At 58.2% G+C, this 23,848-nt stretch carries 26 protein-coding genes and 6 tRNA genes; 19 read left to right on the top strand and 13 right to left on the bottom strand.

Translation table 11 applies throughout. From position 1 onward, the window contains the following. Window positions 1–94: 94 nt before the first annotated feature. Window positions 95–418, top strand: coding sequence for an HI1450 family dsDNA-mimic protein (locus G5221_RS00315; RefSeq protein WP_005336851.1), 324 nt, complete (start codon window positions 95–97; stop codon window positions 416–418). 55 nt (window positions 419–473) lie between these two features. Here the strand turns inward: G5221_RS00315 and G5221_RS00310 are convergent, their stop codons facing one another. Next, window positions 474–785 (bottom strand): DUF1289 domain-containing protein, encoded by a 312-nt coding sequence (locus G5221_RS00310; RefSeq protein WP_421262580.1) that lies wholly within the window; start codon window positions 783–785, stop codon window positions 474–476. 1 nt (window position 786) lies between these two features. Next, window positions 787–1,647: a CvfB family protein gene (locus tag G5221_RS00305; RefSeq protein WP_005336853.1), complete on the bottom strand. Its 861-nt coding sequence runs from the start codon at window positions 1,645–1,647 to the stop codon at window positions 787–789. A gap of 231 nt (window positions 1,648–1,878) precedes the next feature. Here G5221_RS00305 and G5221_RS00300 point away from each other — a divergent pair, with 231 nt between their 5' ends. The 4 genes from G5221_RS00300 (at window position 1,879) to G5221_RS00285 (ending at window position 4,262) form a co-directional block, all read left to right on the top strand. Then, complete coding sequence (locus tag G5221_RS00300; protein WP_421262579.1) at window positions 1,879–3,093, top strand: UPF0149 family protein; 1,215 nt, start codon at window positions 1,879–1,881, stop codon at window positions 3,091–3,093. Window positions 3,094–3,263: 170 nt separating this feature from the next. Next, complete coding sequence (locus G5221_RS00295; protein ID WP_005336856.1) at window positions 3,264–3,728, top strand: MarR family winged helix-turn-helix transcriptional regulator; 465 nt, start codon at window positions 3,264–3,266, stop codon at window positions 3,726–3,728. Window positions 3,729–3,730: 2 nt separating this feature from the next. After that, window positions 3,731–3,919, top strand: a complete 189-nt coding sequence (locus G5221_RS00290) for a DUF4250 domain-containing protein (protein WP_257724851.1) — start codon at window positions 3,731–3,733, stop codon at window positions 3,917–3,919. Window positions 3,920–4,082: 163 nt separating this feature from the next. Beyond that, window positions 4,083–4,262 (top strand): hypothetical protein, encoded by a 180-nt coding sequence (locus G5221_RS00285; RefSeq protein ID WP_005345799.1) that lies wholly within the window; start codon window positions 4,083–4,085, stop codon window positions 4,260–4,262. 184 nt (window positions 4,263–4,446) lie between these two features. Here G5221_RS00285 and G5221_RS00280 read toward each other — a convergent pair whose 3' ends face one another. After that, entirely contained in the window at window positions 4,447–5,034 is a 588-nt protein-coding gene (locus G5221_RS00280) for an FMN-dependent NADH-azoreductase (RefSeq protein ID WP_162506373.1), read from the bottom strand. A 226-nt stretch (window positions 5,035–5,260) separates the two neighbouring features. On the opposite strand from G5221_RS00280, the gene G5221_RS00275 reads away from it, so the two are divergent. From G5221_RS00275 to G5221_RS00260, 4 genes are all read left to right on the top strand, one after another. Next, window positions 5,261–6,151 (top strand): DMT family transporter, encoded by an 891-nt coding sequence (locus G5221_RS00275; protein ID WP_421262578.1) that lies wholly within the window; start codon window positions 5,261–5,263, stop codon window positions 6,149–6,151. Window positions 6,152–6,236: 85 nt separating this feature from the next. Continuing rightward, complete coding sequence (purT, locus tag G5221_RS00270) at window positions 6,237–7,415, top strand: formate-dependent phosphoribosylglycinamide formyltransferase (RefSeq protein WP_421262577.1); 1,179 nt, start codon at window positions 6,237–6,239, stop codon at window positions 7,413–7,415. A gap of 126 nt (window positions 7,416–7,541) precedes the next feature. Beyond that, a complete protein-coding gene (hxpB, locus tag G5221_RS00265; protein WP_139408317.1) occupies window positions 7,542–8,201 on the top strand; it encodes a hexitol phosphatase HxpB in 660 nt (219 codons plus the stop codon). 262 nt (window positions 8,202–8,463) lie between these two features. Then, a complete protein-coding gene (locus G5221_RS00260; RefSeq protein WP_005301298.1) occupies window positions 8,464–8,667 on the top strand; it encodes a CPXCG motif-containing cysteine-rich protein in 204 nt (67 codons plus the stop codon). Window positions 8,668–8,773: 106 nt separating this feature from the next. Here the strand turns inward: G5221_RS00260 and G5221_RS00255 are convergent, their stop codons facing one another. Beyond that, window positions 8,774–9,391 (bottom strand): riboflavin synthase subunit alpha, encoded by a 618-nt coding sequence (locus tag G5221_RS00255; protein ID WP_128835639.1) that lies wholly within the window; start codon window positions 9,389–9,391, stop codon window positions 8,774–8,776. 132 nt (window positions 9,392–9,523) lie between these two features. Here G5221_RS00255 and G5221_RS00250 point away from each other — a divergent pair, with 132 nt between their 5' ends. From G5221_RS00250 to G5221_RS00220, 7 genes are all read left to right on the top strand, one after another. Beyond that, window positions 9,524–9,730, top strand: a complete 207-nt coding sequence (locus G5221_RS00250) for a YaeP family protein (protein ID WP_005345813.1) — start codon at window positions 9,524–9,526, stop codon at window positions 9,728–9,730. A 150-nt stretch (window positions 9,731–9,880) separates the two neighbouring features. Further along, window positions 9,881–11,260: an MATE family efflux transporter gene (locus tag G5221_RS00245; RefSeq protein WP_421262576.1), complete on the top strand. Its 1,380-nt coding sequence runs from the start codon at window positions 9,881–9,883 to the stop codon at window positions 11,258–11,260. Window positions 11,261–11,419: 159 nt separating this feature from the next. Further along, window positions 11,420–11,496: transfer RNA gene (locus G5221_RS00240), tRNA-Val, on the top strand. A gap of 12 nt (window positions 11,497–11,508) precedes the next feature. Beyond that, a tRNA-Val gene (locus G5221_RS00235) sits at window positions 11,509–11,585 on the top strand. Window positions 11,586–11,603: 18 nt separating this feature from the next. Beyond that, window positions 11,604–11,680, top strand: a tRNA-Val gene (locus G5221_RS00230). Between the two features lie 25 nt (window positions 11,681–11,705). Beyond that, a tRNA-Val gene (locus G5221_RS00225) sits at window positions 11,706–11,782 on the top strand. A gap of 38 nt (window positions 11,783–11,820) precedes the next feature. Continuing rightward, window positions 11,821–11,897: transfer RNA gene (locus G5221_RS00220), tRNA-Val, on the top strand. 162 nt (window positions 11,898–12,059) lie between these two features. Here G5221_RS00220 and G5221_RS00215 read toward each other — a convergent pair. The 6 genes from G5221_RS00215 to fadR all read right to left on the bottom strand — a co-directional run bounded on the left by G5221_RS00215 (window position 12,060) and on the right by fadR (window position 17,665). Continuing rightward, entirely contained in the window at window positions 12,060–13,895 is a 1,836-nt protein-coding gene (locus tag G5221_RS00215) for a sigma 54-interacting transcriptional regulator (protein WP_088868863.1), read from the bottom strand. Between the two features lie 278 nt (window positions 13,896–14,173). After that, window positions 14,174–14,638 carry a hypothetical protein gene (locus tag G5221_RS00210; RefSeq protein WP_421262575.1) on the bottom strand — a complete coding sequence of 155 codons (465 nt, stop codon included), beginning with the start codon at window positions 14,636–14,638 and terminating at the stop codon, window positions 14,174–14,176. Window positions 14,639–14,903: 265 nt separating this feature from the next. Beyond that, window positions 14,904–15,788, bottom strand: coding sequence for an AEC family transporter (locus G5221_RS00205; protein WP_107683067.1), 885 nt, complete (start codon window positions 15,786–15,788; stop codon window positions 14,904–14,906). Between the two features lie 12 nt (window positions 15,789–15,800). Continuing rightward, window positions 15,801–16,358, bottom strand: a complete 558-nt coding sequence (locus G5221_RS00200; protein WP_005336887.1) for a YaeQ family protein — start codon at window positions 16,356–16,358, stop codon at window positions 15,801–15,803. Window positions 16,359–16,545: 187 nt separating this feature from the next. Further along, complete coding sequence (locus tag G5221_RS00195) at window positions 16,546–16,686, bottom strand: TIGR02808 family protein (RefSeq protein ID WP_005345965.1); 141 nt, start codon at window positions 16,684–16,686, stop codon at window positions 16,546–16,548. Between the two features lie 265 nt (window positions 16,687–16,951). After that, a complete protein-coding gene (gene fadR, locus G5221_RS00190; protein ID WP_026034983.1) occupies window positions 16,952–17,665 on the bottom strand; it encodes a fatty acid metabolism transcriptional regulator FadR in 714 nt (237 codons plus the stop codon). Window positions 17,666–17,998: 333 nt separating this feature from the next. On the opposite strand from fadR, the gene nhaB reads away from it, so the two are divergent. Together nhaB and dsbB are read left to right on the top strand one after the other, a co-directional pair. Further along, the gene (gene nhaB, locus G5221_RS00185; protein ID WP_421207301.1) at window positions 17,999–19,579 is read left to right on the top strand and encodes a Na(+)/H(+) antiporter NhaB; all 1,581 of its coding nucleotides are present in this window, start codon (window positions 17,999–18,001) and stop codon (window positions 19,577–19,579) included. Between the two features lie 98 nt (window positions 19,580–19,677). After that, entirely contained in the window at window positions 19,678–20,199 is a 522-nt protein-coding gene (gene dsbB / locus G5221_RS00180; protein ID WP_005336895.1) for a disulfide bond formation protein DsbB, read from the top strand. Window positions 20,200–20,278: 79 nt separating this feature from the next. Here the strand turns inward: dsbB and G5221_RS00175 are convergent, their stop codons facing one another. The 3 genes from G5221_RS00175 to uvrB form a co-directional block, all read right to left on the bottom strand. After that, complete coding sequence (locus G5221_RS00175; RefSeq protein WP_040069761.1) at window positions 20,279–20,926, bottom strand: DedA family protein; 648 nt, start codon at window positions 20,924–20,926, stop codon at window positions 20,279–20,281. Window positions 20,927–21,105: 179 nt separating this feature from the next. Further along, a complete protein-coding gene (locus G5221_RS00170) occupies window positions 21,106–21,363 on the bottom strand; it encodes a YkvA family protein (protein WP_005360976.1) in 258 nt (85 codons plus the stop codon). After that, complete coding sequence (uvrB, locus tag G5221_RS00165) at window positions 21,360–23,372, bottom strand: excinuclease ABC subunit UvrB (RefSeq protein ID WP_421262574.1); 2,013 nt, start codon at window positions 23,370–23,372, stop codon at window positions 21,360–21,362. Before uvrB ends, G5221_RS00170 begins: the two co-directional genes overlap by 4 nt. 133 nt (window positions 23,373–23,505) lie before the next feature. Between uvrB and G5221_RS00160 the strand changes: the two genes are divergently transcribed. Beyond that, window positions 23,506–23,581, top strand: a tRNA-Asn gene (locus G5221_RS00160). Window positions 23,582–23,848: the final 267 nt, after the last annotated feature.

Below are 23,848 nucleotides of genomic sequence, written 5' to 3'. Positions count from 1 at the left end.
ACTTGGACAGGCCAGCCACGCCCGGCGTACTGGTCTGGCCGCCGCAGTCAATAATTGTTACAGTAGCGAACCTCGATGTATCTGGAGTGATTTCATGGAACAGCGTACCCCGGATCAGCTGGTCGAATGGGCCTATGATCAGTTTCTTGAGCAGGCCGCCGATATGCTGGCCCCCGAACAAATAGTCGACATCACCCTGGAGTTTGAGCAGCGTGGCGCCGTGGAGGCAACCCTGCCCAATGCCGACTGGTCGACCGAGCTGGGTGAGCCGGTCGATATGGAGCGCTGGGTCGAAGTGTGGGTCGGTTTGCTGGATCATCAGGATGAGTTTGAGGTGATCTTCGCCACCTTCCTGCTGCCCCGTCTGTTGACCGAAGATCAAGTGCATGTGCGCTGGCATCGCCAGCAGCAGGCATAAAAAAGGCGCCATCGGCGCCTTTCTTGTTTCTGTGCACTCTTATTGCTGTTCTCTGCTAATCCTGCGCCGCGATGGCCTTGGCCAGACAGCGGCGGCACCAGCAAGCGCTGGCCTCCTGCATCGGCAGTACCGGTAACTGGCTGCACCAGCACTGCGCAATGGCCTGACCGGCAGAGACGGCGCAATAGGCCGGTTCGCCACAACCCGGGCAGCGGTGGGTGCTTTTCGAGCCATCCAACTCGGCCATCACCGCCAGCTGGGCCTTGCTATCCATCGCCGACCAGTAGCCGATCTCGCTCAGGGTGCGGCCACAACCCAGGCAAAGCCCGTCTTTCGCCTTGCAGAGACCAACACAGGGACTCGGCATCTTATTCGCTATCCACGGCCGAGTCGGTCTCTGTGGCCACCAGAGTGATGGCATTGTCTTCGATAACAATCTTGCCCTGCTTGTAGAGGCCACCGATCGCCTTCTTGAAGGTGCCCTTGCTCATGCTGAACAGCTTGTAGATGAGCTCGGGTTCGCTCTTGTCACCCACCGCCAGACTGCCGCCCTGCTTTTTCATCCGGCTCAGAATGCGTTCACCGGCATCATCAACCCGCGCCAGACCCGGCTTTTGCAGGGTCAGATCGAGCTTGCCATCTTCGCGCACCTGCTTGACCCAGGCGGTTTGCGGCCGACCGGTCATCACCCGGCCAAACACTTCGTTCTTGAACAGCATGCCGGGATACTGACCGTTGACGATCACCTTGATGCCAAGGGGCGAGTGCTCCCCCGGCAGCGCGGTCACTTCGTCACCAACCTTGAAATTGCTGCCGGCCGGGGTCAGGAAACGCTCGATGCGGCTGGTGCCGACCATGCGCCCTTCATTATCCAGTTGCAGACGCACCAGATAAACGTGGCCCACTTGCATCGGCTTGTTCTGCTCGCGGCTAGGCACAAACAGATCCTTTTTCATGCCCCAGTCGAGGAAGGCACCAATCTTGTTGGCATTGACCACTTTCAGACCGGCAAATTCGTCCACCATGGCAAATGGCTTGTCGGTGGTGATCACCGGCTCGCAATCGGCATCCAGATAGAGGAAGACCTGCACGCTATCCCCCTCTTTCACCCCTTCCGGCAGTTGACGCTTGGGCAGCAGCAGTTCACCGTACTCATCGGCCGCAAGCCAGGCGCCACGGTCTTCGAGTTCAACAACGGTAAGGGTGTTCATCTTGCCAATCTGTATCATGGTGCTCTCTTTTTTCATTACCCGGATGGGCCAATTGATCATGGCCCCTATGGGCGCGCATGTTACCTCAAGAGCGGTGATCCGGCCTAGTCCCCAAGCCACCACTGGCCGCTCTTTCGCCCCTATCTTATCCGCCAATGGTGATTAAATCGCCAAACAGGCGGCCATTTGCTGCAAATAACCCCACTTTTAGGTAGACTTCGCGGCTGTTCAAATCCAGAGGAACTGTCGATGAACCCATCCACTCGCACCCGCCATCTTAATCAATGGATCCAGAGCCACAGCGATCAGGACATGACCTACCCAGCCCTGCACGGTTTTCTCTGTGCTCGTCTGGTAGGGCCGGAAAGCCCTGACTGGCAACGCCCGCTGGCTGGTCTGCTGGAACAGGATGCCGAGTTGGATGAAAAAAGCGCAGAAGCCCTCAACCACCTGATCGCCGAGCTGGAATCCCAGGCCGACGACGCCCAGCTGGCCCTGCCGAGTCAATGCCGCCTGCCCAGCGATAACCCCGAGCAGGTGTTCGAACAGAGCCACCCACTCGGTCAATGGTGTTATGGCTTCAGCATGGGTTTTGCCACCTGGCCCAAGCCGAAGGATTTGAACGACCCGACCACCCAGTACCGCTTCAGTCTGGCCGCCGAGCTGAGCCTGTTTCGCGACAAGCAGATGGCCCAGATGCTCTATAGCGCCGCCGCCAGCGAACTCCCCTTTGTCGAGTTCTGCAAACGCCAGCGCCAGAATATGAAAACCGCCCTCAACCAGTTGCTCAACCTCGACCAGTATCAGGCCGCCCCCAACGCTGATGTGGCCCTCAATGGCGAGCAGGCCCAACAGTGGCAGACCTGGTTCGAGCTGGCCGACAGCTGCCGCGATCATCAGGCCCGCCTCGGCTGGTTCGAGAAGATCATCGCCGATGCCACTCCGCTCTTTGATGAAGCCTTCTGGCAGCAAATCGCCGGCCACGGCTGGAGTGCCCCCGAGCTGCGTCCTCTGCTGGCCGCCAGAGCCGGCCGCGCCGACTGCCTGTTGCGCCTTGGCAAGCTGGGCGAGGCCAAAGCGGAGTATCTGGCGCTGCTGACAATCTGCATGGCCGATGAGCTGGGTTGCCGCTACAACCTCTCCACCCTCTATGCACTGCAAGGTGATTGGCTGGCGTTGGCCGCCCTGCTGGTGCGCTTCGATGAAGCCTCCAGCTGGTTGCTCTATAACAAGGCACTGATGGTCTTTGCTACCGAGGGTGCCGAGGCAGCCAAGCCCCATCTGCTGGTCGCCATCGAGGCCAACCCGCACATTCCGGCCTGCCTGCTGGGTCAGCGCAAGCTGCCCAAACAGGAGCCACAAAGCTGGCAAGCGGGCAGCCGCGACGAGGCCGCGCTCTACGCTATCCACACTCGCGAGGCTTGGCTCAAGCAGAACGCCCTCATCTGGTTGCGTAAAGGCTGAACAGCGTTGGCTTAAAATCCCGTCGGTCAGACCCGGTTTTTCCTTGAGGGCGTGCGCCACCGCACATTTCATCGCAACCGGGTCAGACAAATCAGCTTGAGTTTCGTATCATCAATGTCAAAGTATCAAAAGAAACTGCATCTGATGCAGCCGTCACAGCAGGGTGTAATATGTCAAAAATCATAGCGTTACTCGCTCACTACCCGCCCTATCAGTTGGTACATGCCGCCGAGATGCTACGGGATACCTTCGAACAGTTTTATGAGCAGCGTTACCAGCTGACCGTGCCGCAATGGCGCCTGATGATGGTGCTCGGCCCCAACTACCCCATCAGCCAGAAAGAGCTGGTCGAGGCGAGCGGCATGGACAAGGTACGCATCTCCCGCGAGATCCGCCGTCTGGTCGAAAAAGGGATCATCTTTACCGAGAGCAGCGAACAGGACAAACGCATCAGCCTGGTCTCCCTCACCAATGCCGGGCTCGCCCTCTTCCTGCAGCTCAAGAGTGAAGCGGGCAGCTGGCAACATACCCTGACCGACTATCTGCCTAGCGAATCCCGCGAGGCGATCCGCCAGCATCTGCACAGCGTCAGCGCCGCCATCGAGCAGCTGCAATCACTGGATCGGGAGAAATAATCATGGATTTGAAAAAGTTCGCCACCATGGACATCAACATGCTACTGAGCGTCGTCAATATGCAGCTACGTGATCGCTATGACGATCTGGATGATCTCTGCAAGGCGCAGGAGATCGATCAGACGGCACTGGAAGCGCGGCTCGCCAGCGGTGATTTTCACTACCAGCCAGCGCAGAAACAGTTCAGATAAAGAGATCTAGCGGGATCGGGATCACAGCGCCAGTGATGGCGCTGGCTCTGCGGTAAAAACCTGATATGGTCTGAAGAGCCCCAACAGAGTGATGCACGGATACATCACCCTGTCACAAGAGGGCATTAAAATCGTTTCAGGTGAGCAAACCAAGGATGACCCCATGATATTGATGACCCGACAGAGCCTGTTGATCACGCTCTGTACCCTGTTGATGATCAGCCTCTTCACGCCCCACTTGCCACAAAGTACCGAACAGTGGCTGACCACCCTCTTGCTTGGCCTGCTGGTCACGGTGGCATTGCTGCTGGTGCGCGGTTGTCGCCGCTTTATGATGGAGTAGTGACTCCGCCGGAACGTCTATACCGACCGCTTGCCGCGATACTCTCTGTAGCAGTAACGTCTGTCGCAATCACATCTAGCCAAAAAACAAACGCAGCCTGATGGCTGCGTTCTTGTATCTGGCAGGGCAACCCCTAGAGAGAGATAACCCCTGACGGGATAGATAGCCCTTATAGAGAGAGCCCTTAGATAGCCAGAGCCTCAAGCTGCGCTTTGGCCGCTTCCATCCCCTTGCTCTGGGCATCCGGTCCCATACCCATCCCCTCGGCGTAGATGAAATCCACCTCTTTGATACCGATGAAACCGAGCACGGTACGCATGTAGGGGGTCACCAGATCGGTGGCACTGCCGACGTGCATGCCGCCACGGGGGCTGATCACCAGCGCACGGGTATTTTCAACCAGACCGACCGGACCGGTCTCGGTATAGCGGAAGGTGACGCCGGCACGGGCAACCAGATCGATCCAGTTCTTCAGCTGGGTCGGGATGTTGAAGTTGTACATGGGGGCCGCAATCACCACCAAGTCGCTCGCTTTGAGTTCGGCGATCAGCTCGTCGGACTGGGCGATCACCGCCAGTTGACGCTCATTGAGGTTGTCACCACCGCGCAGGCCGGAGGCCAGCTCGCCATCCAGCACCGGCAGGTTGAGGGCAGCCAGATCACGTACGGTGACGACATCATCCTGATGGTCAGCCAGGAAGCCGTCGATCAGGGCGTTGGATTGGGAATATTGACCCAGGATGCTGGATTTGAGAACGAGGATATTGGCCATGGTGAAACTCCATTTGGTTGTCGGTTGAACAGCTGCGCTGTCGATGGAGGTCACTCTAAACATTGCGCTTCTTTGCTGATAGCGAAAATAGATGCTCAACTTGTTCAAAATTTTTGATGAAAGGCCACTTCCTCGCCAGCCAGCCACGCGGCCACGCCTCAACCCTTGGCAGAACAAACGATTGCCGTTATGATCCGCCGCACTTTTTTCCAGCGACCCGGATCCCATGATACCCTCGCGCAGGCACTCTCCTCTGGCCGGTGCAGTCTGGATGATGGTGGCAGGACTCTGCTTCGCCGCCGTCAACAGCCTGAGCCAGTATGTCAGCTTCAAGCTTGGCCTCCCATCGACCCAAGTCGCTTTTCATCAATACCTGATCGCCCTGATCTGCCTGCTGCCCTGGCTGGTTCGCCACGGCTTGCGCCAATCCCTGATGACCAATCAGTTCCGGTTGCACCTGTTGCGGGTATTGCTGGCAGTGATCGGCATCCAGCTCTGGCTCTGGGCACTGGCGTACCCCGTCCCCATCTGGCAGGGGATCGCCCTGCTGATGACCTCGCCGCTGTTTGCCACCCTGGGCTCCGCCCTGCTGCTCAAGGAGCAGGTGAGCCGCACCCGCATTCTGGCCACCCTGGCGGGCTTTGCCGGCGCCATGCTGATCCTCGCCCCCTGGACTGACGAGTTCAACTGGGCCTCTCTGCTGCCGGTGGCGGCGGCGTTGTTCTGGGCAGGTTACTCCCTGATGGTGCGCTATCAGGCGGCCAACGAATCATCCCACACCATAGTGGTGTATCTGCTTATTTTCAGTACCCCGTTCAACATCATGCTGGCCCTGCCGGAGTGGCAGTGGCCAAGCGAGAGCCAATGGCTGCAGGTAGCCGCCTCCGGTGTGCTGACGGCACTGGCCCAGATGTCCATCGCTCGCGCTTACAGCGTGGCGGAGGCCTCTTTCGTGCAGCCTTTCGATTTTGCCAAGCTGCCGATGAACGTGCTGGCGGGCTGGCTGGTGTTTGGCTGGGCTCCTCCCGGCCGTCTGTGGCTTGGCGCCGCCATCATCATTGGCGCCATTACCTTGCTGACCCATCTGGAGCAGCGCGCTCACAAACCCGTTTCCTGAGGTACGCTATGCGTGCCTCTTTTTTTGTCCGCTATTCGTGCGATAGCGATCATCAACAATGACCATCGACATCAGGAGAGATCGTATGTTTGGAACCGCAACCCGCCCCGGCGCAACTCGTGCCTTGCTGCTGGGCTCCGGCGAACTTGGCAAGGAGGTCGCCATCGAGTTGCAACGGTTCGGGATCGAAGTGATCGCCGCCGACCGCTACCCCACTGCCCCCGCCATGCAGGTGGCTCACAAAGCCCATGTGCTGGATATGCTCGATGGCAACGCCCTGCGCGAGCTGGTCGCCGAGGTTAAACCCGACCTCATCATCCCCGAGATTGAAGCGATTGCCACCGATACCCTGGCAGCCCTTGAGCAAGAGGGAGTCAAGGTAGTACCCAACGCCCGCGCCACTCAACTCACCATGAATCGGGAAGGGATCCGCCGTCTCGCCGCCGAGACCCTGGGCCTGCCCACCTCCCCCTACCGCTTTGCCCAGAGCAAGGAGGAGTTTGTCGCCGCCGTCGAGACCATCGGCCTGCCCTGCGTGGTGAAACCTGTGATGAGCTCGTCCGGCAAGGGGCAAAGCGTCTTGCGCGATCTCGCCAAGATCGATGAGAGCTGGACCTACGCCCAGGAGGGTGGGCGCGCCGGCCGTGGCAAGGTGATCGTCGAGGGCTTCGTTCCCTTTGAGTACGAGATCACCCTGCTCACGGTACGCGCCGTCGATGGCATTCACTTCTGCGAGCCTATCGGCCACCGTCAGGAAGATGGCGACTACCGCGAATCCTGGCAGCCGCAGGCGATGAGCGAACTGGCGCTGGCCCGCTCCAAAGAGGTAGCGGCCAAGGTGGTCGAGGCCCTCGGTGGTTACGGCCTGTTCGGAGTCGAGCTCTTTATAAAAGGCGATGAAGTGTGGTTCAGCGAAGTCTCGCCGCGTCCCCACGATACCGGCATGGTGACCCTGATCTCGCAAGATCTCTCAGAGTTCGCCCTGCATGTGCGCGCCATTCTGGGGCTGCCGGTCGGCACCATCACCCAGTACGGGCCGAGCGCCTCCGCCGTGGTACTGCGCGAAGGGCACAGCCAGAATATCCGCTATCAGGGGATTGGTGAGGCGTTGGCACTGGTGCCGGGCGCCCAGCTGCGGCTATTTGGCAAGCCGGAGATCGCAGGTCGCCGCCGTCTTGGCGTGGCGCTGGCCCGCGCAGCGGATTGCCAGGATGCGGTAGAGAAAGCCAAAGCCGTGGCCGCCAAGGTCGAAGTGCTGTTCTAAGAGCTTTTTTGCCACAGCAAAACAAACGTTTGCCGATGTGATCGGGCGCAAGGGGCATGGCAATGCCCCTTTTGCATTTCCCCGTCAGGCTTATAATCCCCTCTTCAAATTTGTCAGGAGTACAAGATGTTAGCTGCCGTGATCTTCGATATGGATGGTGTTCTGATCGACTCGGAACCCTTTTGGCAACGGGCCCAGATCGCCGTTTTCTCCGAACTGGGTCACCCCCACACGGAAGAGGATTGTGAATCGACCATCGGCGTGCGCATCGATCAGCTGGTTGCCCACTGGTATCGCCTGCGCCCGTGGAGCGGCCCGACTCAGAAAGAGGTAGTACAGCGCATTCTGGATCAGGTCAACGCCCTGATCCTCTCCGAAGGTCAGGCCAAAGCCGGTGTGCTGGAAGCGCTCGACCTTATCGAGGCCCGCGGGCTGAAAGTGGGTCTGGCGACCTCCTCACCCTTTGCGATGGTGGAAGCGGTGCTCGGCAAACTCGGCATTCGCGATCGCTTTATGGCGGTCCACTCCGCTGAAATCGAGCGTTTCGGCAAACCTCACCCGGATGTCTATATCCACGCCGCCGAAAAGCTGGGGGTAGAACCGGTTCATTGTCTGGCCATCGAAGACAGCTTTACCGGCCTGCTGGCGGCCAAGGCGGCCTCGATGAAGGCGCTGATCGTGCCGGATCCGGCGCTGGTGGGTGACCCGCGTTTGGCCATCGCCAACTACCAGCTCAGCTCGCTGGCCGAGCTCAATGCTGACACCTTGGCCAGCTGGGTCGCGTAACGCCTCGTTACGCACCCCATCTCCTACTCGCAGGGGGCAGCTGGCCCCCTGTGATTGCCAAACAACCGTTGGCAATCCCCCTCTGTTCACCCGTCATTCGCAACCAGATTGCCCTTCTCGCACACGACCAGTCCAACCGGTTTCACCTTGCCATCCCTCAGGCTTGATCTCTGTCATAAACGTGCGTTTGCTCGCGGTTAACCCCCTGCAGCCCGACTAGAATCAGGGTAGATAGGCGGCCTCAGGGCCCGAGGAGGTTATCATGATCGAGTACACCAGCAAGCGCATCGTCTGCCCCCACTGTGGCCACCATACCCGGGTCGAACTGGATGCCAGCCAGGGTGATCAGGAGTTTTACGAAGATTGCATGGCCTGTTGCAATCCGATCCACCTGCGCCTCCACCGCGACGAAGCCCGCGACTGTTTGCAGTTATTTGTGGATGCGGATGACGAGCAGATGTTTTGACTGCGAGTCATGGAAAGTTGAGTGGATTTTTTCGCCATGTAAATAACAAGGGCCTGCACACTGCAGGCCCTTGCTTATGAGGTGATTGACACCGAGCCGTTTCCTTTCAGTGACCCCCGCGTGCCGCCAGCACCCGCTCCACGGTATCGACGATGGCCTGGGTCTGGGGATCGATCTCGATATTGGTCTGCCAACCCGCCTTGACCCAACCCAGGTTGGTGCGAGCCAGGGTCTCGGGGATCAGGTGAACGCAGAACTCCCGCTCACGCACCTCACCGATGGTCAGGCTGATGCCGTCGATGCCGATATACCCCTTGGTCAGCACATATTTCATCAGCTCGGGGGCGAGGCGATACCACACCTGACGGTTGTTGGGTGTATCGATCACCGAGGTAACCTCCGCCATGCCGATGATATGGCCAGACATGGCATGACCGCCGATCTCGTCGCCAAAGCGGGCAGCCCGCTCCACATTGACCTTGTTCCCCACCTGCAACAAGCCTAGGTTGGTGAGGCGCAGGGTCTCCTGCATCAGATCGAAGCTGACCAGATCCCCCTCGACCCGGGTGACGGTCAAACAGCAGCCGTTGTGAGCGACCGAGGCGCCGAGGGCCAGCCCTTCCCCCCACGCCGGGCTTGGCATGCGGATCACATGGGTACGGAAGTTGGGTTGCTCCTCGATGGCCACCAGTTCGGCGGTCCCCTGCACTATGCCAGTGAACATCTCTCGTCTCCTGCTACGGCAAAAAGGGCAGGTTAACCTCGGGCAGAGGGTGAGACAAGGGTACAGGCTGACAAGCTTGCGCCCGATCGCTATAGTGACGCCGTTCACATCCGGGTAAACAAGGAAAAAGAAATGCAGGTATATCAATGTTGTGAAGCGATCCGCATCGCCTATAACCAGATTGGCTCCGGCGAGCAGGGCTATGTGCCAAACGCCATCGCCGCTACTATCCGCGCCCTCAACGCGGTCGCCGCCGATGAACGGGTGCCCGCCGAGCTGCGCGAGCAGGCTGCCTATGCTGCCGCCAACCTGCTGATCAGCGATCACGAAGACGCCTGATCCTGCCCCTCGGGGTGGCAACTATTTCGTCATGGCTGAATTTCAGGCTAGAATGCCTCCCCCACCCTTTGCACTTTCGTCCGAAAGTGCAAAGGCTCTTCCCGATTTCCGCTCTTTATTTACTCTTATCTGATCAACTCGGAGGTGTCAGTGCAACGTTATTGGTCCGAGGCGAAGCAGTTAGTCCGTCTAGCCAGCCCCATTCTGGTCGCCCAAGTGGCCCAGGTCGCCATGAACTTCGTCGATACCGTGATGGCGGGACAGGTGAGTGCGGTCGATCTGGCCGCCGTGTCGGTGGCCTCCAGCTTCTGGCTACCGGTGATCCTGCTGGTGCAGGGGATCATCATGGCGCTCACCCCTATCGTCTCTCAGCTAAACGGCGCCCGTAAGCGGGACCAAGTCCGCCCGGCCGTCCAGCAGGGCTTCTGGCTGGCGCTCATCGTCACCCCGCTGGCGATGGTTGCGCTCTACTACAGCCCGCTGGCGCTGCAGCTCATGGATGTGGAACCTGTGATGGCGGCCAAGACCACAGGCTACCTGCACGCCATCCTGTGGGGTCTGCCCGCCTTCGTGATGTTCCAGGTGCTGCGCAACTTCAGCGAGGGGCTCTCCCACACCATGCCTACCATGGTGATCGGTTTTGTCGGGTTGGCGGTCAATATTCCCGCCAACTACATCTTCATCCACGGTCACTTCGGCATGCCCAAGCTCGGCGGGGTCGGCTGCGGCGTCGCCACCGCCATCGTGCTGTGGGCCATGCTGCTGGCGATGATCCTCTATGTGAAGCTCTCCCGTCACTTTACCGAGATCCGTCTCTTCTCCCAGCTGGCTCGCCCCAACGGCAGCCGGATCTGGCGACTGTTTCGCTTGGGCTTCCCCATCGCCATGGCCATCTTCTGCGAGGTGACCCTGTTTGCCGTAGTGGCCCTGATGCTGGCCCCCTTCGGCGCCGAAACGGTGGCGAGCCACCAGATTGCACTGAACTTCTCCAGCCTGGTGTTTATGCTGCCCCTCTCCATCGGGGTGGGTGTCACCATCCGGGTCGGTCACAGCATAGGTGAAGGGCAACCCCATCACGCCCGGGTCGCAGCCCGCACTGGTCTACTGCTGGGCGTGAGTGTCGCAGCATTCACCGCTGCAGTGACCGTGCTGCTACGGGAGCAGATCTCCTCCATCTATACCGATGATCTGCAGGTGATCGCCCTTGCGTCCACCTTGCTGTTCTTTGCCGCCATCTATCAGATCTCCGACTCGGTGCAGGTGGTCGCGGCCGCCGCACTGCGTGGTTACAAGGATACCCAGGCGATCTTCTACGTCACCATCGTCGCCTACTGGGGACTGGGGTTGCCCACCGGCATGATCCTGGGTCTGACCGACTGGCTGGTACCGCGGATGGGGCCACAGGGCTTCTGGATCGGCTTTATCGTCGGCCTCACCAGTGCGGCCCTGATGCTGGGGGCGAGATTGCGCTACATCTATGGCCGTTTTGCCACTCCGGAAGCCTGCACTACCCTGTCGCGATCTCAGTAACAGGGCTTGGCAAGCGACAACTCGCCTGCAAAATCAACAGGCTGCGCAAGAACTGGGCAAACAGTCTCCTTTGTGCATATGGCCTGTTGACAGCCTTGGGGGGCATGGGTAGTATGCCGACCACGTCAGCAGCGCTGGCGTAGTGAAGTAAGAGAAAGTGGGTTTATAGCTCAGTTGGTTAGAGCACTACCTTGACATGGTAGGGGTCGTTGGTTCGAATCCAATTAAACCCACCACTTTTCTGTGATGCGTCCTTAGCTCAGCTGGTTAGAGCACCACCTTGACATGGTGGGGGTCGGTGGTTCGAATCCACTAGGACGCACCATTACAGAACACTGATTATGCGTCCTTAGCTCAGCTGGTTAGAGCATCACCTTGACATGGTGGGGGTCGGTGGTTCGAATCCACTAGGACGCACCATTCAGTTTGAAAGAAATGCAGATGTGGGTTTATAGCTCAGTTGGTTAGAGCACTACCTTGACATGGTAGGGGTCGTTGGTTCGAATCCAATTAAACCCACCACTTCTGCATAAAGAAATAAAAGTCGCATTGCGCACCCTGCGTCCTTAGCTCAGCTGGTTAGAGCATCACCTTGACATGGTGGGGGTCGGTGGTTCGAATCCACTAGGACGCACCAGATTAAAAAAGCCCGCTCATCGAGCGGGCTTTTTGCATTCTGCCATGCAGCTACCCCGCCAATCTGTTCATCACCGACCGAGCAATGGCGCAGAACCTTGTTCCCATAAAAAACCCGTGCTATCCGATAAACGACACGGGCCAGATCGATGCCGCCAGCGCCTCAGCTCTGCACGGCAATCTCGTACTTCTTTATCTTGCGATAGAGGGTGGCAATCCCTATCCCCAACGCCTGTGCGGCCAATTTCTTGTTGCCAAGCCGCTGCAGGGTCTCTTCTATCATCTGTTTCTCCATGCTCTCAAGGCCGCTCTCACCCGGAACGGGTTCAGGCAGCTTCTCCGGTGTGGCGGCGAGCGGAGCGGTGGCAGGTACATTGAACGCCGCATCCAGATTGGTCACCGGGATCGACTGGGCCGCCACGCGATGGGGCTCCTGATTGCGGATGATGTTGGGGGGCAGCAGGCTGGCGTCAATCACCTCGCCCGCCTGGCTGACGTTGACCAGATATTCGATGAGGTTGCTGAGCTCGCGCACGTTGCCCGGCCAGCGATACCCCTTGAGCAGCGCCATCACCTCGGGTGCCAGACCGGGATAGACAATGCCAATGCGGCTGGTGTGCAGGTTGAGGAAGTAGTGGGTCAGCAGCTCCACGTCCCCTTCCCGCTCCCGCAGCGGCGGCAGGTTGAGGGGGATAACGTTGATGCGATAGTAGAGATCTTCACGAAACTTCCCCTCGGCTATGTATTGATCGAGATGCTGGTGAGTGGCGGCGATGATGCGAATATCCACCGGCACCGGTCGGCTGGCCCCGATGGGGGTCACCTCCCGCAGCTCCAGCACCCGCAGCAGCTTGGCCTGCATGGTGAGCGGCATGTCGCCAATCTCGTCGAGGAACAGGGTGCCCTGATGGGCCGCCTGAATCAGGCCCTGCTTGCCACCGCTGGAAGCGCCGGTAAACGATCCCTTCACATAGCCAAACAGCTCGCTCTCCAGCAGTTGTTCGGGAATGGCTGCACAATTGATGGCGATGAACGGCTTGTCCTGCCGCGGACTCAGGCGATGGACGGCGCGGGCCACCACCTCTTTACCGGTGCCGCTCTCGCCGCAAATCAGCACGCTGGAGGGACTCTGGGCGATGCGATGCAGCAGTCGTTTGAGGGTGCGCATCGGCTTGCTCTCGCCGATCAGCTGATCGATCCGCACATCCGGATCCGGCTCCTGAACCTGACCGGAGTGGGACTGGTGAAACGCCATCAGAAAGAGCTGCTGCCCCTGCACATGGTGTAGCTGGCCGATGATCAGCTCCTGACGACCTTCAAAGGTGATGATGTGCTGGAGATGACCACTCAGCCCCTGTTGGGAGAAGGTGAGCGGGCGGATCCCCACTTCGCGCCCCTGCAGCTGTTCCTGCTGGCAACCCAGATGATGGAGCGCCGCCTCGTTGGCGTAGAGCAGTTGACTCTTGTCATCGAGCAGCAGGCAGCCCTGATCCATGTTGGTCATCAGATTGAGGAACACCTTGTTGACCCCGTCCGACAGCCCGCGCGAATCGAGCAACTTGGCCACAAAGATGGTGGAGATGTGGCGCACATAGTCGCACACATCCTGCAGATTGTTGTTGAGGCGCGCCTGCTGCTCGTCGCTGAAGGCCACCAGACTGATCACCCCGATGCAGCGCTCGTCCACCATGATGGGCACCCCGAGGAAGGCGCGCTCACGGCAGCTCTCCTTGCAGGTACAACCGTCACACACGGGATCATCGCTGGTGTGGGTAACGATCTTCTCCCGCTGATTATCAATCACATAACGCAGCAGGCGGGAGTCGCCCTCCAGCTGACGTCCGAAGAACTTGCCATAGGGCCCGGTGCCAGCCACCCGAACCATATCGGCATCCACAATCTCGACCTCAAGCTGCAGCACACTCGCCAGCATCTTGGCAAAGCGCAAGATGGTCGGCTGGATCTGCATCAACAGACACTGGTTGCTCACGGATCTCATCCATCATTCCTTTTTGTTCTTGTTATCCTCCCCCTAAAGGGAGTCATGCTGGCCAGATACTAAGGGATATCAGGGGGAACTACTTCGGGGGGGATCACGAAAAGGGAAAATGATCCGCATCCTCTGTGACTTCAGAGGCACAGATAAAATTCAATAAAAACATAAAGATGAAAACACATGCAGTGAGATAAACCACTCAGCCAAGCCTGCTGATCCGCAAAGTCCATCGACAGATCATGCTGAATGTGGGGAAAACAACCTCTGAAAAGACATTTGGTTCACGCGCCGCGTACCTGTTTCAAGACTTGGCACTCATGGTCGAAATCCGCTTTATCTTGCGGCTGAATGTAACTTTGCCAGCGGGCAAACAGCTCGGCCGTCGGATATCGATGCAGACGAATACCGGTGCGATAGAGTTTGGGAAAGAGTGGGTCTGGCTGGGATCTCACGACCAGACCGCGCAGCATCTCGCCAGAGGGAATGGCAATCACCAGCTCATCCCCCTCTTTCAACCGTATGGCCCCCAGAATACCGATGCCGCCGATGGCTATGTCGCGCACTACCACATAGGGCACAGGGTTGAGCAACTCCAAAAACCAGTTGCGACGGCTGCATTCTGCCTTGTAACCACCGCCACTGAGGATAAAACGGCGGTGTCTGCGCCAGTCATAACCGGTAGGCAATGCCGGGTCATAGCGCGATTTTGCCTGCCCCAAAGGATCAGATTGCTCACTTGTGCCCATCCGGTTTCCCTCACTGGCATTGGTTAAACAGTGTCAGTCAGCTCTTTTTCATACTATAGCTGTCGCCGTTATCCCTGGGGCTCAGGGCCGGATACGGGGACGACAGATGTATCACGGAGGCAATGATGGACAGAGATGGCATGGAAAAGCTTGCTGATCCTGATAGGCTAACTTTCCCCTGCAAGGATGAGATGCGAACTACTGTGACTCGGTTCGATCAAGCAATTGGCCAGTGAGTCGCACCGTCGCACCAATGCAATCTGGCTTAGCCGGGCAGATGAAGTGCCAGCCAGACCGCCAGCGGGATCACCAGCACAGAGAGGGCATTGCCGCCGAGCACGATACTGGCCACCTTGTCCGGCTGGCAGTGATACTGCTCGCAGAGCATGTAATTCAACACCGCAGGGGGCAAGGAAACCGACAACATCAACAGCGGGATCCACTCCGTCTTGAGCGGCAACAGCCAGATCGCCAGCAGCAGCGACAATCCCCCCGCCAGCAGATAGAGCAGGTTGCACTTGAGCGCGAGGCCCAGGTGATCGAGCTCCCCCTCCATCAGGCGAATACCCAACGCAAAGAGCATCAGGGGCACCGAGATCTGGCCAAGCAGCGAGGCCGTGGTAACCACATATTCCGGCAGCGTAATGTGCAGGTTGGCCACCAGCAAACCGGCCAGCGCGGCCCACAGAACAGGGCTGCGCAGCCACAGCCAGCGGGAGGTATTGGCCGAGAGGATAAACATGCCGACCGAAAAGTGCAGCAGATTGGAGAGCACAAAGAGGATCACGATGGCCCCCAGTTGCTGCTCGCCAAACGCCAGCACCATCAAGGGGATACCGAGATTGCCGGTATTTCGGAACATGGCGGGCAAGATCAGCGCTGCCCGCTCAATCCCTTTGAGTTTGATCAGTGCGAGCAGCAGACCGGGTAACAGGATAACCAGCGCCCCCGCTGCAATCAGCGGCAGATGCTCCGCCAGCGCCAGCGGGTACTTGACCAGCGCGGAGAAGACCAGCGCCGGGGTAAACAGCTCAATATTGGCCCGATTGACGTAACCGAGAGCGGCCCCCGGTCGCAATCGCCCGTAGAGTGCGCCGAGACCGACCACACCGAACACCGGGATGACGATATTGAGCAAGGCGCTGAACATGGGCTGCGTCCGTTACAGTTCGCGGGCCGGTTTGCCCATCAGCACCACCGGATCTAGCGTCACTTCCAGTGCGCCGTTACTGACCCAGAGCTGACCATCGGAGATAGTGCAGGTGAGCTGCATGGTGCGCTCGACCATAGCGGTCAGCGGTAAAGTCTGGCTGTCGGAGAGTTCGATGATGCTGAGGTTGTCATGCTGGCTCAGCTTGCCCTGGTTCTGCTTCCACCAGACGCTGGTGCCACGACCGCCGTAGAGATAGAGCACCACCTGACGGGCGCGGTTGCAGGCTTTTTTCAGCCGTTTTTCATCGGGTTGGCCCAACTCGATCCAGAGCTCTATTTCGTCCGAGTAGTTCTTGCACCAGAGCTCGGGTTCATCATCGGCGCTCAATCCCTTGGTGAATTCCAGTCGCTCGGCGGCGTGCCAGGCAAAAGCCGCCAGCCGGATCATCATCCGCTCATCGGTTTCGGAGGGGTGGCGTGCCAGCGTGAGGGAGAAGTCCTGATACAGATTGCGATCCATATCAGACAAACTGATCTGGGCCTTGAATACAGTTGCCTTGAGAGCCATAGAAAACCTTGAACACCTGATAAGAGAAGGGTGAGTGGGAAATACGGGCGCCAGTGTAATCAAAATCGGCGGCAGGTTCGACCATACTGACCAAAGATTTCCCCTTCACTGCCGGGATAAGTGCTTTAAAAGACACAAAAAACAAATGCCAGTCCGAAGACTGGCATTTGGCGGCATGAGAAGCGACTCACTTCTCGGCGGACTGTACCCCGAACGCGTTCAGCAGCATGCAACAGGTCACTGCCACCGCCACGAATCCGCTCAGAAAGATAAAGGGCATGGCCCCGTATCCCAGTACTGTCCAGATGGTGTGTTCAAGAAGACTCATTGTTGTGTCCTTCATCCGGTGAAAGGTGTGTTCCTTCTGGCGGATATTGGCTCCGCTCTTGATGCCTCCATTTGACCTCAATCAGCGGTTGGGTCCTATGCCACCAAAGTGATAAATGCAGGGTTCATTTGCGCTGGATCAAGCTTTTTGGCCAAATATCCATGCAGTTCAAGCAATTACCATCACCAATCTAGGATAGACACAAACACGGCAGAATAAAAAAACGCGCCGGATGGCGCGTTTCCTGGACAGCACAGACAAGGGATCAGTTGTCGCACAGATCGCTTGGCATGTCCTGACGCAGGCGGGTCCAGAGCTTGCCGGACTCGATACCGTACTGACGCACCGTCATGAACACGGCTTCGTGGTTCTTGGTCTCCGCCAGATTGAGCAGGGTCTTGTAGTAGGCATCTGCGGTCTCGCGAGCCTGCTTGTCGGAGAAGTAGTAGCTGCCGACCCTGCTGTACAACCCTTTGAAACCGTTCAGGATCAAAGCGTAGATCGGATTGCCGGAAGCAAACGCCAGCTGGTGGTGCAGGCGATAATCGAACTCGGCATAAGCCTGGGCGTTGTTCTCGACCCCATCGGCGCCACGCAGGATCTCGGCGGCCTGTTCCGGATTGTGACGGATCGCCCCGCGGATAAAGATGGTGCAGATATGGGTACGGGCGGAGAGCAGCTGAGCTATCAGATCAGGTACCTTGTCCTGATCCAGACGAGCCAACGTCTCCAGAATATTGAGGCCGGAGGTTTCCCAGAAATTGTTCACCTTGGTCGGCTTGCCATGTTGTATGGTCAACCAGCCATCACGGGCCAGTCGCTGCAGCACTTCGCGCAAGGTAGTCCGGGTCACCCCGATCAACTCGGATAATTCACGCTCGGCGGGCAGAATAGATCCGGGAGGAAAGCGATTGTTCCAGATGGACTCGATGATGTATTCCTCGGCAAACCCAGCTGGGCTCTGCGCTTTTATAACCATGAATTGACTCTGTTGTAATGCGTAAAAAGGCTGACGAATGATATCAAAGCGATGATGGCTGGCAAGCATAAGGTCAGTCCTCTGCTCACATATGGCAAATATAGTGTTGGGAATATGTATCTAATCGCCGCAGGGGAGCCAGCCAACCCCGACAAGGTGGTTATAAAACAGACACATGGGCAGAGATCCATCGGCTATCATTTATAATCGTCACGCTTTTTGATTAAAATCACGAGGAATCAGACAGATAAAGGCCAACATCCGGAGGCACAGGTCGAATCATCCTTGACTGCATAGAAGCAGATCCTAACAACAAAGTTGAGACCCATTATCATGCCAATAAGCCTAGGGCAGGCATTCGCCAAGAACTTCTTGGGCAATGCACCACAGTGGTATAAAAGCGCCATCTTGCTATTTCTGGCGATCAATCCGGTCGCTTTCTACCTTGATCCTTTCATTGCGGGCTGGTTACTGGTCGTTGAGTTTATCTTCACCCTGGCCATGGCCCTCAAGTGCTACCCCCTGCAACCGGGTGGCCTGCTCGCGATCGAAGCCGTGTTGATCGGCATGACCTCCGCCGATCAGGTCAAGCACGAGCTGGTCGCCAATATCGAAGTGCTGCTGCTGCTGGTGTTCATGGTGGCAGGCATCTATTTCATGAAGCAGTTGCTGCTTTATGTCTTCACCAAGCTGCTGATCGGCGTTCGCTCCAAGATCCTGCTCTCCCTCTCCTTCTGTCTGGTCTCCGCCTTCCTGTCAGCTTTTCTCGATGCACTGACGGTCATTGCCGTGGTGATCAGCGTTGCTACCGGTTTCTATGCCATCTATCACAAGGTCTCTTCCGGCAAGGAGTTTGGTCACAGCCATGACCATACCGACGATAAGGAAGTGGCTGAGCGCAATCGCCAGGATCTCGATGATTTTCGCGCCTTCCTGCGCAGCCTGATGATGCATGCCGCCATCGGTACCGCGCTGGGTGGTGTCTGCACCCTGGTGGGCGAGCCGCAAAACCTCATCATCGGCGAGCAAGCCAGCTGGAACTTCGCCGAATTTGCCATTCGTATGTCACCCGTCACCGTCCCCGTCTTTATCTGCGGTCTGCTGACCTGCGTGCTGGTAGAGCAGTTCCGCTGGTTTGGCTATGGTGCCCGCCTGCCGGACACGGTGCGTGCCATCATGGAGGAGTACAATCGCTACGAAGAGGCAAAACGCAGCCCGCAAGACAAGGCCAAGCTGATCGTTCAGGCGTTGATTGCGGTCTGGCTGATCGTCGGCCTGGCCATGCACCTGGCAGCCGTTGGCCTGATTGGCCTCTCGGTTATCGTGCTGGCCACCTCCCTGACCGGGATCACCGAGGAGCACTCGCTGGGTAAAGCCTTCCAGGAGGCACTCCCCTTCACCGCCCTGCTGGCAGTCTTCTTCAGCGTGGTCGCCGTCATCATCGATCAGCAGCTGTTCAAGCCGGTGATCCAGCTGGTACTGGCTGCCAAACCGGAGAACCAGCTGGCCCTCTTCTATCTGGCCAACGGGGTGCTCTCCATGGTCAGTGACAACGTCTTTGTCGGCACTGTCTACATCAATGAGGTGAAGACGGCCATGCTTAATGGTGCCATCGACCGCGCCCAGTTCGATCTGCTGGCGGTAGCCATCAACACAGGTACCAACCTGCCGTCGGTCGCCACTCCCAATGGTCAGGCCGCCTTCCTGTTTATGCTCACTTCGGCATTGGCGCCGCTGCTGCGTCTCTCCTATGGCCGCATGGTCTGGATGGCGCTGCCCTACACCCTGGTGCTGGGGCTGATCGGCTTTTTCTCTGTCGAATTGCTGCTTGGTCCTGCCACCGAGTGGTTCTATCAGCATGGATGGCTGGTGATGGAGAGTGCGCTGCCAGCGGTACAGCCGGCGCTGCATTAATCCACTGCAACGGAACCCGAGGGCCCTTTCAGGGTCCTTTTCTTTTCGGTTCCGCTCTGCTCTAATTCAGCCACTGTTTTTTCTGAGAGATCAATGAGATGATCGAGTTTCTCCGCCGTATCGCCGCCCATCGGCTGGCTTGGGGTCTGTTGGCAGCATCAGCCCTGTTCCTCGAGTTGTGCGCCCTCTTCTTCCAGCATGTGCTGGGCCTCTCCCCGTGCGTGATGTGTGTTTACGAACGGTTGGCGACCCTGGGGGTGCTGGCCGCCGGTCTGCTCGGCATGGTGGCGCCGGATAAGTGGTATGTTCGCTGGAGTGCCATGTTGCTATGGGGCTACAGTGCCTTCCGCGGCTTCCAGCTGGCCCTCAAGCATGTGGACTATCAGGTCAACCCCTCCCCGTTCAACGTCTGCAGCCCGTTTGCCGACTTCCCGAGCTGGGCTCCGCTCGATCAGTGGCTCCCCTGGCTCTTTATGCCGGAAGGGGATTGTGCCCAGATCACCTGGCAGTTCTTCGGTTACTCCATGCCCCAGTGGCTGGTCGTCATCTTCGCCGCTTACCTGTTGGTCTTCACCGTAGTGGCCATCGGCAATCTGGTGAAAGGGCGTTGCTGCAACTGATCATCATGACCGTGTGGAGATAAAAGGGGGGAGCCATTATGGCTCCCCCCTTTCTCGTTCTGGCTGACCGTATTTCTGGTTACGCCCTGGCAGTGCTCATCTTGGCCTTGACCGCGCCAATTACCATGGGCAACAGGGAAATACCGATGATGCCGAAGATCAGCAGGGTAAAGTTGTGACGCACCACCGGCAGATTGCCAAAGAAGTGGCCGGCATAGACGAAGGAGAGTACCCACAGCAGGCCGCCAACCAGGTTGAACGCTAGGAAGCGCGGATAGGTCATGGCCCCCATCCCTGCAACGAACGGCGCAAAGGTGCGCACGATAGGCAGGAAGCGGGTGATGATGATGGTCTTGCCGCCATGCTTGGCATAGAAAGCGTGGGTCTTCTCCAGATAATCCCGGCGGAAGATTTTGGAGTCCGGGTTACGGAACAGCTGCTCGCCGAAGAAGTGACCAATGGTGTAGTTGACCACGTTGCCCAGCACAGCTGCGATGATCAGCACGGCCGCCAGAGTGTGGACGTCCAGCACACTGCCCACGGTAAGCGCACCGGCGGCAAACAGCAGGGAGTCACCCGGCAGGAACGGCGTCACTACCAACCCTGTTTCACAGAAGATGATCAGAAACAGGATGGCGTAAACCCAGACGCCATAGTTCTCGAACAGCTCTTTCAAATGCACGTCAACGTGCAGGATAAAGTCGATTGCAAAGAGGATCAGATCCATTTTTTCCATACCCATAAAGTGAACGGCGTGGAGTCTACGCCAATGCCATCCGGGCGACAATCACCGGGGCAGCCTCTTTTTTGCCCCGCAGCGCCCATCATCAAATGAATCCGTTTTTCCGCTTCCTTCGAGGGTGGGAGCACAAAGAGAGAAGCCGAGTATGTTGTTGAAAAGGTGAACTAGGAGGCCTGTTCCAGATCGCTGCGCACTGCGGGGGGCAAACAACGCTCCCAGCCCCATAGCAACACCAGCAGCAGGGTCACATCATCGAACCAGCCCAGCAAGGGCACCACGTCAGGGATAAGATCCACCGGACTGATGCCATAGAGCAGGATAAGGATCACCAGCCCCCTCGCCCACCAGGGGGTACCGGGATGGCGAAAGCCCTGATAGAGACGACGCAGTCGTTGCCAAATCAGCCAGCGTTTGCGGCTCATGATTCGATCAACTCGCTGCGCAACCGCTGGATCTGATCCCGCAGTGCCGCCGCCTGTTCGAACTCCAGATCCCGGGCATGCTGGAACATCTGCTCCTCCATCCGCTTGATCTCTTTGGCAATCTCGCTGGCTGAGCGGACATGGTATTCCCCTTGCGGCTCGGCCGCCTTGCGCATCCCCTTGCCAGGTTTGCCTGCCGTGCGGCTGCCTCCCATGTCCATCACATCGCCAATGGACTTGTTGAGCCCTTTGGGGGTGATGCCATGCTTGAGGTTATGGGCATGCTGCAAGGCGCGGCGCCGCTCGGTCTCCTCAATGGCGACCTTCATCGAGTTGGTGATGGTATCGCCGTAGAGAATGACCTTGCCGTTGAGGTTACGCGCCGCCCGGCCGATGGTCTGGATCAGCGAGCGAGTGGAGCGCAGGAAGCCCTCTTTATCCGCATCCAGAATTGCCACCAGCGACACTTCCGGCATGTCGAGACCTTCCCGCAGCAGGTTGATGCCCACCAGCACATCGAACTTGCCGAGGCGCAGATCGCGAATGATCTCCACCCGCTCGACCGTATCGATATCGGAGTGGAGGTAGCGCACCTTGACGTCGTGCTCCGCCAGATACTCGGTCAAGTCTTCCGCCATCCGCTTGGTCAAGGTAGTAACCAGCACCCGATCCTCGACGGCGACCCGCTTGCGGATCTCGGAGAGGAGATCGTCCACCTGAGTGGTCACCGGACGCACCTCGATCTCCGGATCGAGCAGGCCGGTTGGACGCACCACCTGCTGCACCACATCGCCGCCGGACTTCTCCAGCTCGTAGGGGCCCGGGGTCGCCGAGACAAACACCGTCTGCGGCATCAGCGCTTCAAATTCGTCGAACTTGAGCGGCCGGTTGTCGAGCGCCGAGGGGAGCCGGAAGCCGTACTCCACCAGGGTCTCCTTGCGGGAGCGGTCCCCTTTGAACATGGCGCCAATCTGCGGCACCGTGACGTGAGACTCGTCGATGATGAGCAGACCGTCCCCCGGCAGGTAGTCAAACAGGGTGGGCGGCGGCTCCCCCGGCGCACGGCCGGAAAGGTAGCGGCTGTAGTTCTCGATGCCGGAGCAGTAACCCAGCTCCTGCATCATCTCCATGTCGAACTGGGTACGCTGGCTGATGCGCTGCTCTTCAACCAGCTTGTTGAGGGACAACAGTTGCTCGCGGCGACTGCGCAGCTCCTCCTTGATATGCTCGATAGCCCCCAGAATGGTCTCGCGCGGGGTGGCGTAGTGGGTCTTGGGGTAGATTGTGTAGCGCACTACCGTCTGCTCGATAGCGCCGGTCAGGGGATCGAACTGGGAGAGCCGCTCCACCTCTTCATCAAAGAGTTCTACCCGCAGCGCCAGCTTGTCCGATTCGGCAGGGTAGATGTCGATCACTTCACCGCGCACCCGGAAAGTACCACGTTGAAACGCCATGTCGTTACGGGTGTACTGCAGCTCGGCGAGACGGCGCAGGATATCCCGCTGGTTGATCACATCCCCCACTTTGAGATGCAGCATCATGCTCAGATAAGCTTGGGGATCCCCCAGACCATAGATGGCTGACACCGAAGCAACGATCACCACGTCGCGCCGCTCCAGCAACGCCTTGGTGGCCGACAATCGCATCTGCTCGATGTGATCGTTGATGGAGGCATCCTTCTCTATAAAGGTGTCGGTGGTCGGCACATAGGCTTCGGGCTGGTAATAGTCGTAGTAGGAGACGAAATACTCCACCGCGTTGTCGGGGAAGAACTCCTTCATTTCACCATAGAGCTGGGCGGCCAGGGTCTTGTTGGGAGCCAGGATCATGGTCGGGCGGTTCAAGGTGGCGATGACGTTGGCCATGGTGAAGGTCTTGCCCGAACCAGTCACCCCTAGCAGGGTCTGATGAGCCAGCCCCGACTCGATGCCATCCAGCAGTTGGGCAATCGCCGCGGGCTGATCCCCGGCGGGTTGAAACTGGCTGGCTAACTTGAACAATTTGCTCATGAACACTCCCGACACAAAACAGCAGAGGAGCAGTGTAACCGAGGGTTTGGCAGCGGTACACCCGTGCCATCATCCCGCGAATGGCTTGACCACCCAGGACACCTTCTGTATGATGCTCCTCCTTGCCTGATGTTCCCCCGTAGTTCAGTCGGTAGAACGGCGGACTGTTAATCCGTATGTCACTGGTTCAAGTCCAGTCGGGGGAGCCAAATTCCTCACCATCTCGGTGCAAGTTATCCACTTTAGTGCCCTCTCCTGCCAATTTTAATGCACAAGATACTTCTTGCTGCTGACGCTCCCTTTTGTGACCCGTTCCGGCTCGACAGAGTTTTCTCCTGCCGCATCTAACTATTTGATTTTTATACAAACATTTTTCTTCCGGTATTTTTTGAACAGCCCTTGCATCCCAGTACTGGCGCGGCTTTCAGGGCGATGAACAAGTTTCATAAACAGGGTTATCCACAGATTCTGTGGGT

It is taken from the genome of Aeromonas sp. 602200 (genome assembly GCF_049173895.1).
In the GTDB taxonomy this organism is placed as follows: Bacteria; Pseudomonadota; Gammaproteobacteria; order Enterobacterales; family Aeromonadaceae; genus Aeromonas; species Aeromonas veronii_A.
This window is presented reverse-complemented; position numbering and strand designations above follow the sequence as displayed.

Bases quoted from the DNA above. Each gene is read 5' to 3' on its own strand.
- G5221_RS00315 (WP_005336851.1), top strand. From the start codon at position 95: ATGGAACAGCGTACCCCGGATCAGCTGGTCGAATGGGCCTATGATCAG.
- G5221_RS00310 (WP_421262580.1), bottom strand. From the start codon at position 785: ATGCCGAGTCCCTGTGTTGGTCTCTGCAAGGCGAAAGACGGGCTTTGC.
- G5221_RS00305 (WP_005336853.1), bottom strand. From the start codon at position 1,647: ATGATACAGATTGGCAAGATGAACACCCTTACCGTTGTTGAACTCGAA.
- G5221_RS00300 (WP_421262579.1), top strand. From the start codon at position 1,879: ATGAACCCATCCACTCGCACCCGCCATCTTAATCAATGGATCCAGAGC.
- G5221_RS00295 (WP_005336856.1), top strand. From the start codon at position 3,264: ATGTCAAAAATCATAGCGTTACTCGCTCACTACCCGCCCTATCAGTTG.
- G5221_RS00290 (WP_257724851.1), top strand. From the start codon at position 3,731: ATGGATTTGAAAAAGTTCGCCACCATGGACATCAACATGCTACTGAGC.
- G5221_RS00285 (WP_005345799.1), top strand. From the start codon at position 4,083: ATGATATTGATGACCCGACAGAGCCTGTTGATCACGCTCTGTACCCTG.
- G5221_RS00280 (WP_162506373.1), bottom strand. From the start codon at position 5,034: ATGGCCAATATCCTCGTTCTCAAATCCAGCATCCTGGGTCAATATTCC.
- G5221_RS00275 (WP_421262578.1), top strand. From the start codon at position 5,261: ATGATACCCTCGCGCAGGCACTCTCCTCTGGCCGGTGCAGTCTGGATG.
- purT (WP_421262577.1), top strand. From the start codon at position 6,237: ATGTTTGGAACCGCAACCCGCCCCGGCGCAACTCGTGCCTTGCTGCTG.
- hxpB (WP_139408317.1), top strand. From the start codon at position 7,542: ATGTTAGCTGCCGTGATCTTCGATATGGATGGTGTTCTGATCGACTCG.
- G5221_RS00260 (WP_005301298.1), top strand. From the start codon at position 8,464: ATGATCGAGTACACCAGCAAGCGCATCGTCTGCCCCCACTGTGGCCAC.
- G5221_RS00255 (WP_128835639.1), bottom strand. From the start codon at position 9,391: ATGTTCACTGGCATAGTGCAGGGGACCGCCGAACTGGTGGCCATCGAG.
- G5221_RS00250 (WP_005345813.1), top strand. From the start codon at position 9,524: ATGCAGGTATATCAATGTTGTGAAGCGATCCGCATCGCCTATAACCAG.
- G5221_RS00215 (WP_088868863.1), bottom strand. From the start codon at position 13,895: ATGAGATCCGTGAGCAACCAGTGTCTGTTGATGCAGATCCAGCCGACC.
- G5221_RS00210 (WP_421262575.1), bottom strand. From the start codon at position 14,638: ATGGGCACAAGTGAGCAATCTGATCCTTTGGGGCAGGCAAAATCGCGC.
- G5221_RS00205 (WP_107683067.1), bottom strand. From the start codon at position 15,788: ATGTTCAGCGCCTTGCTCAATATCGTCATCCCGGTGTTCGGTGTGGTC.
- G5221_RS00200 (WP_005336887.1), bottom strand. From the start codon at position 16,358: ATGGCTCTCAAGGCAACTGTATTCAAGGCCCAGATCAGTTTGTCTGAT.
- G5221_RS00195 (WP_005345965.1), bottom strand. From the start codon at position 16,686: ATGAGTCTTCTTGAACACACCATCTGGACAGTACTGGGATACGGGGCC.
- fadR (WP_026034983.1), bottom strand. From the start codon at position 17,665: ATGGTTATAAAAGCGCAGAGCCCAGCTGGGTTTGCCGAGGAATACATC.
- nhaB (WP_421207301.1), top strand. From the start codon at position 17,999: ATGCCAATAAGCCTAGGGCAGGCATTCGCCAAGAACTTCTTGGGCAAT.
- dsbB (WP_005336895.1), top strand. From the start codon at position 19,678: ATGATCGAGTTTCTCCGCCGTATCGCCGCCCATCGGCTGGCTTGGGGT.
- G5221_RS00175 (WP_040069761.1), bottom strand. From the start codon at position 20,926: ATGGATCTGATCCTCTTTGCAATCGACTTTATCCTGCACGTTGACGTG.
- G5221_RS00170 (WP_005360976.1), bottom strand. From the start codon at position 21,363: ATGAGCCGCAAACGCTGGCTGATTTGGCAACGACTGCGTCGTCTCTAT.
- uvrB (WP_421262574.1), bottom strand. From the start codon at position 23,372: ATGAGCAAATTGTTCAAGTTAGCCAGCCAGTTTCAACCCGCCGGGGAT.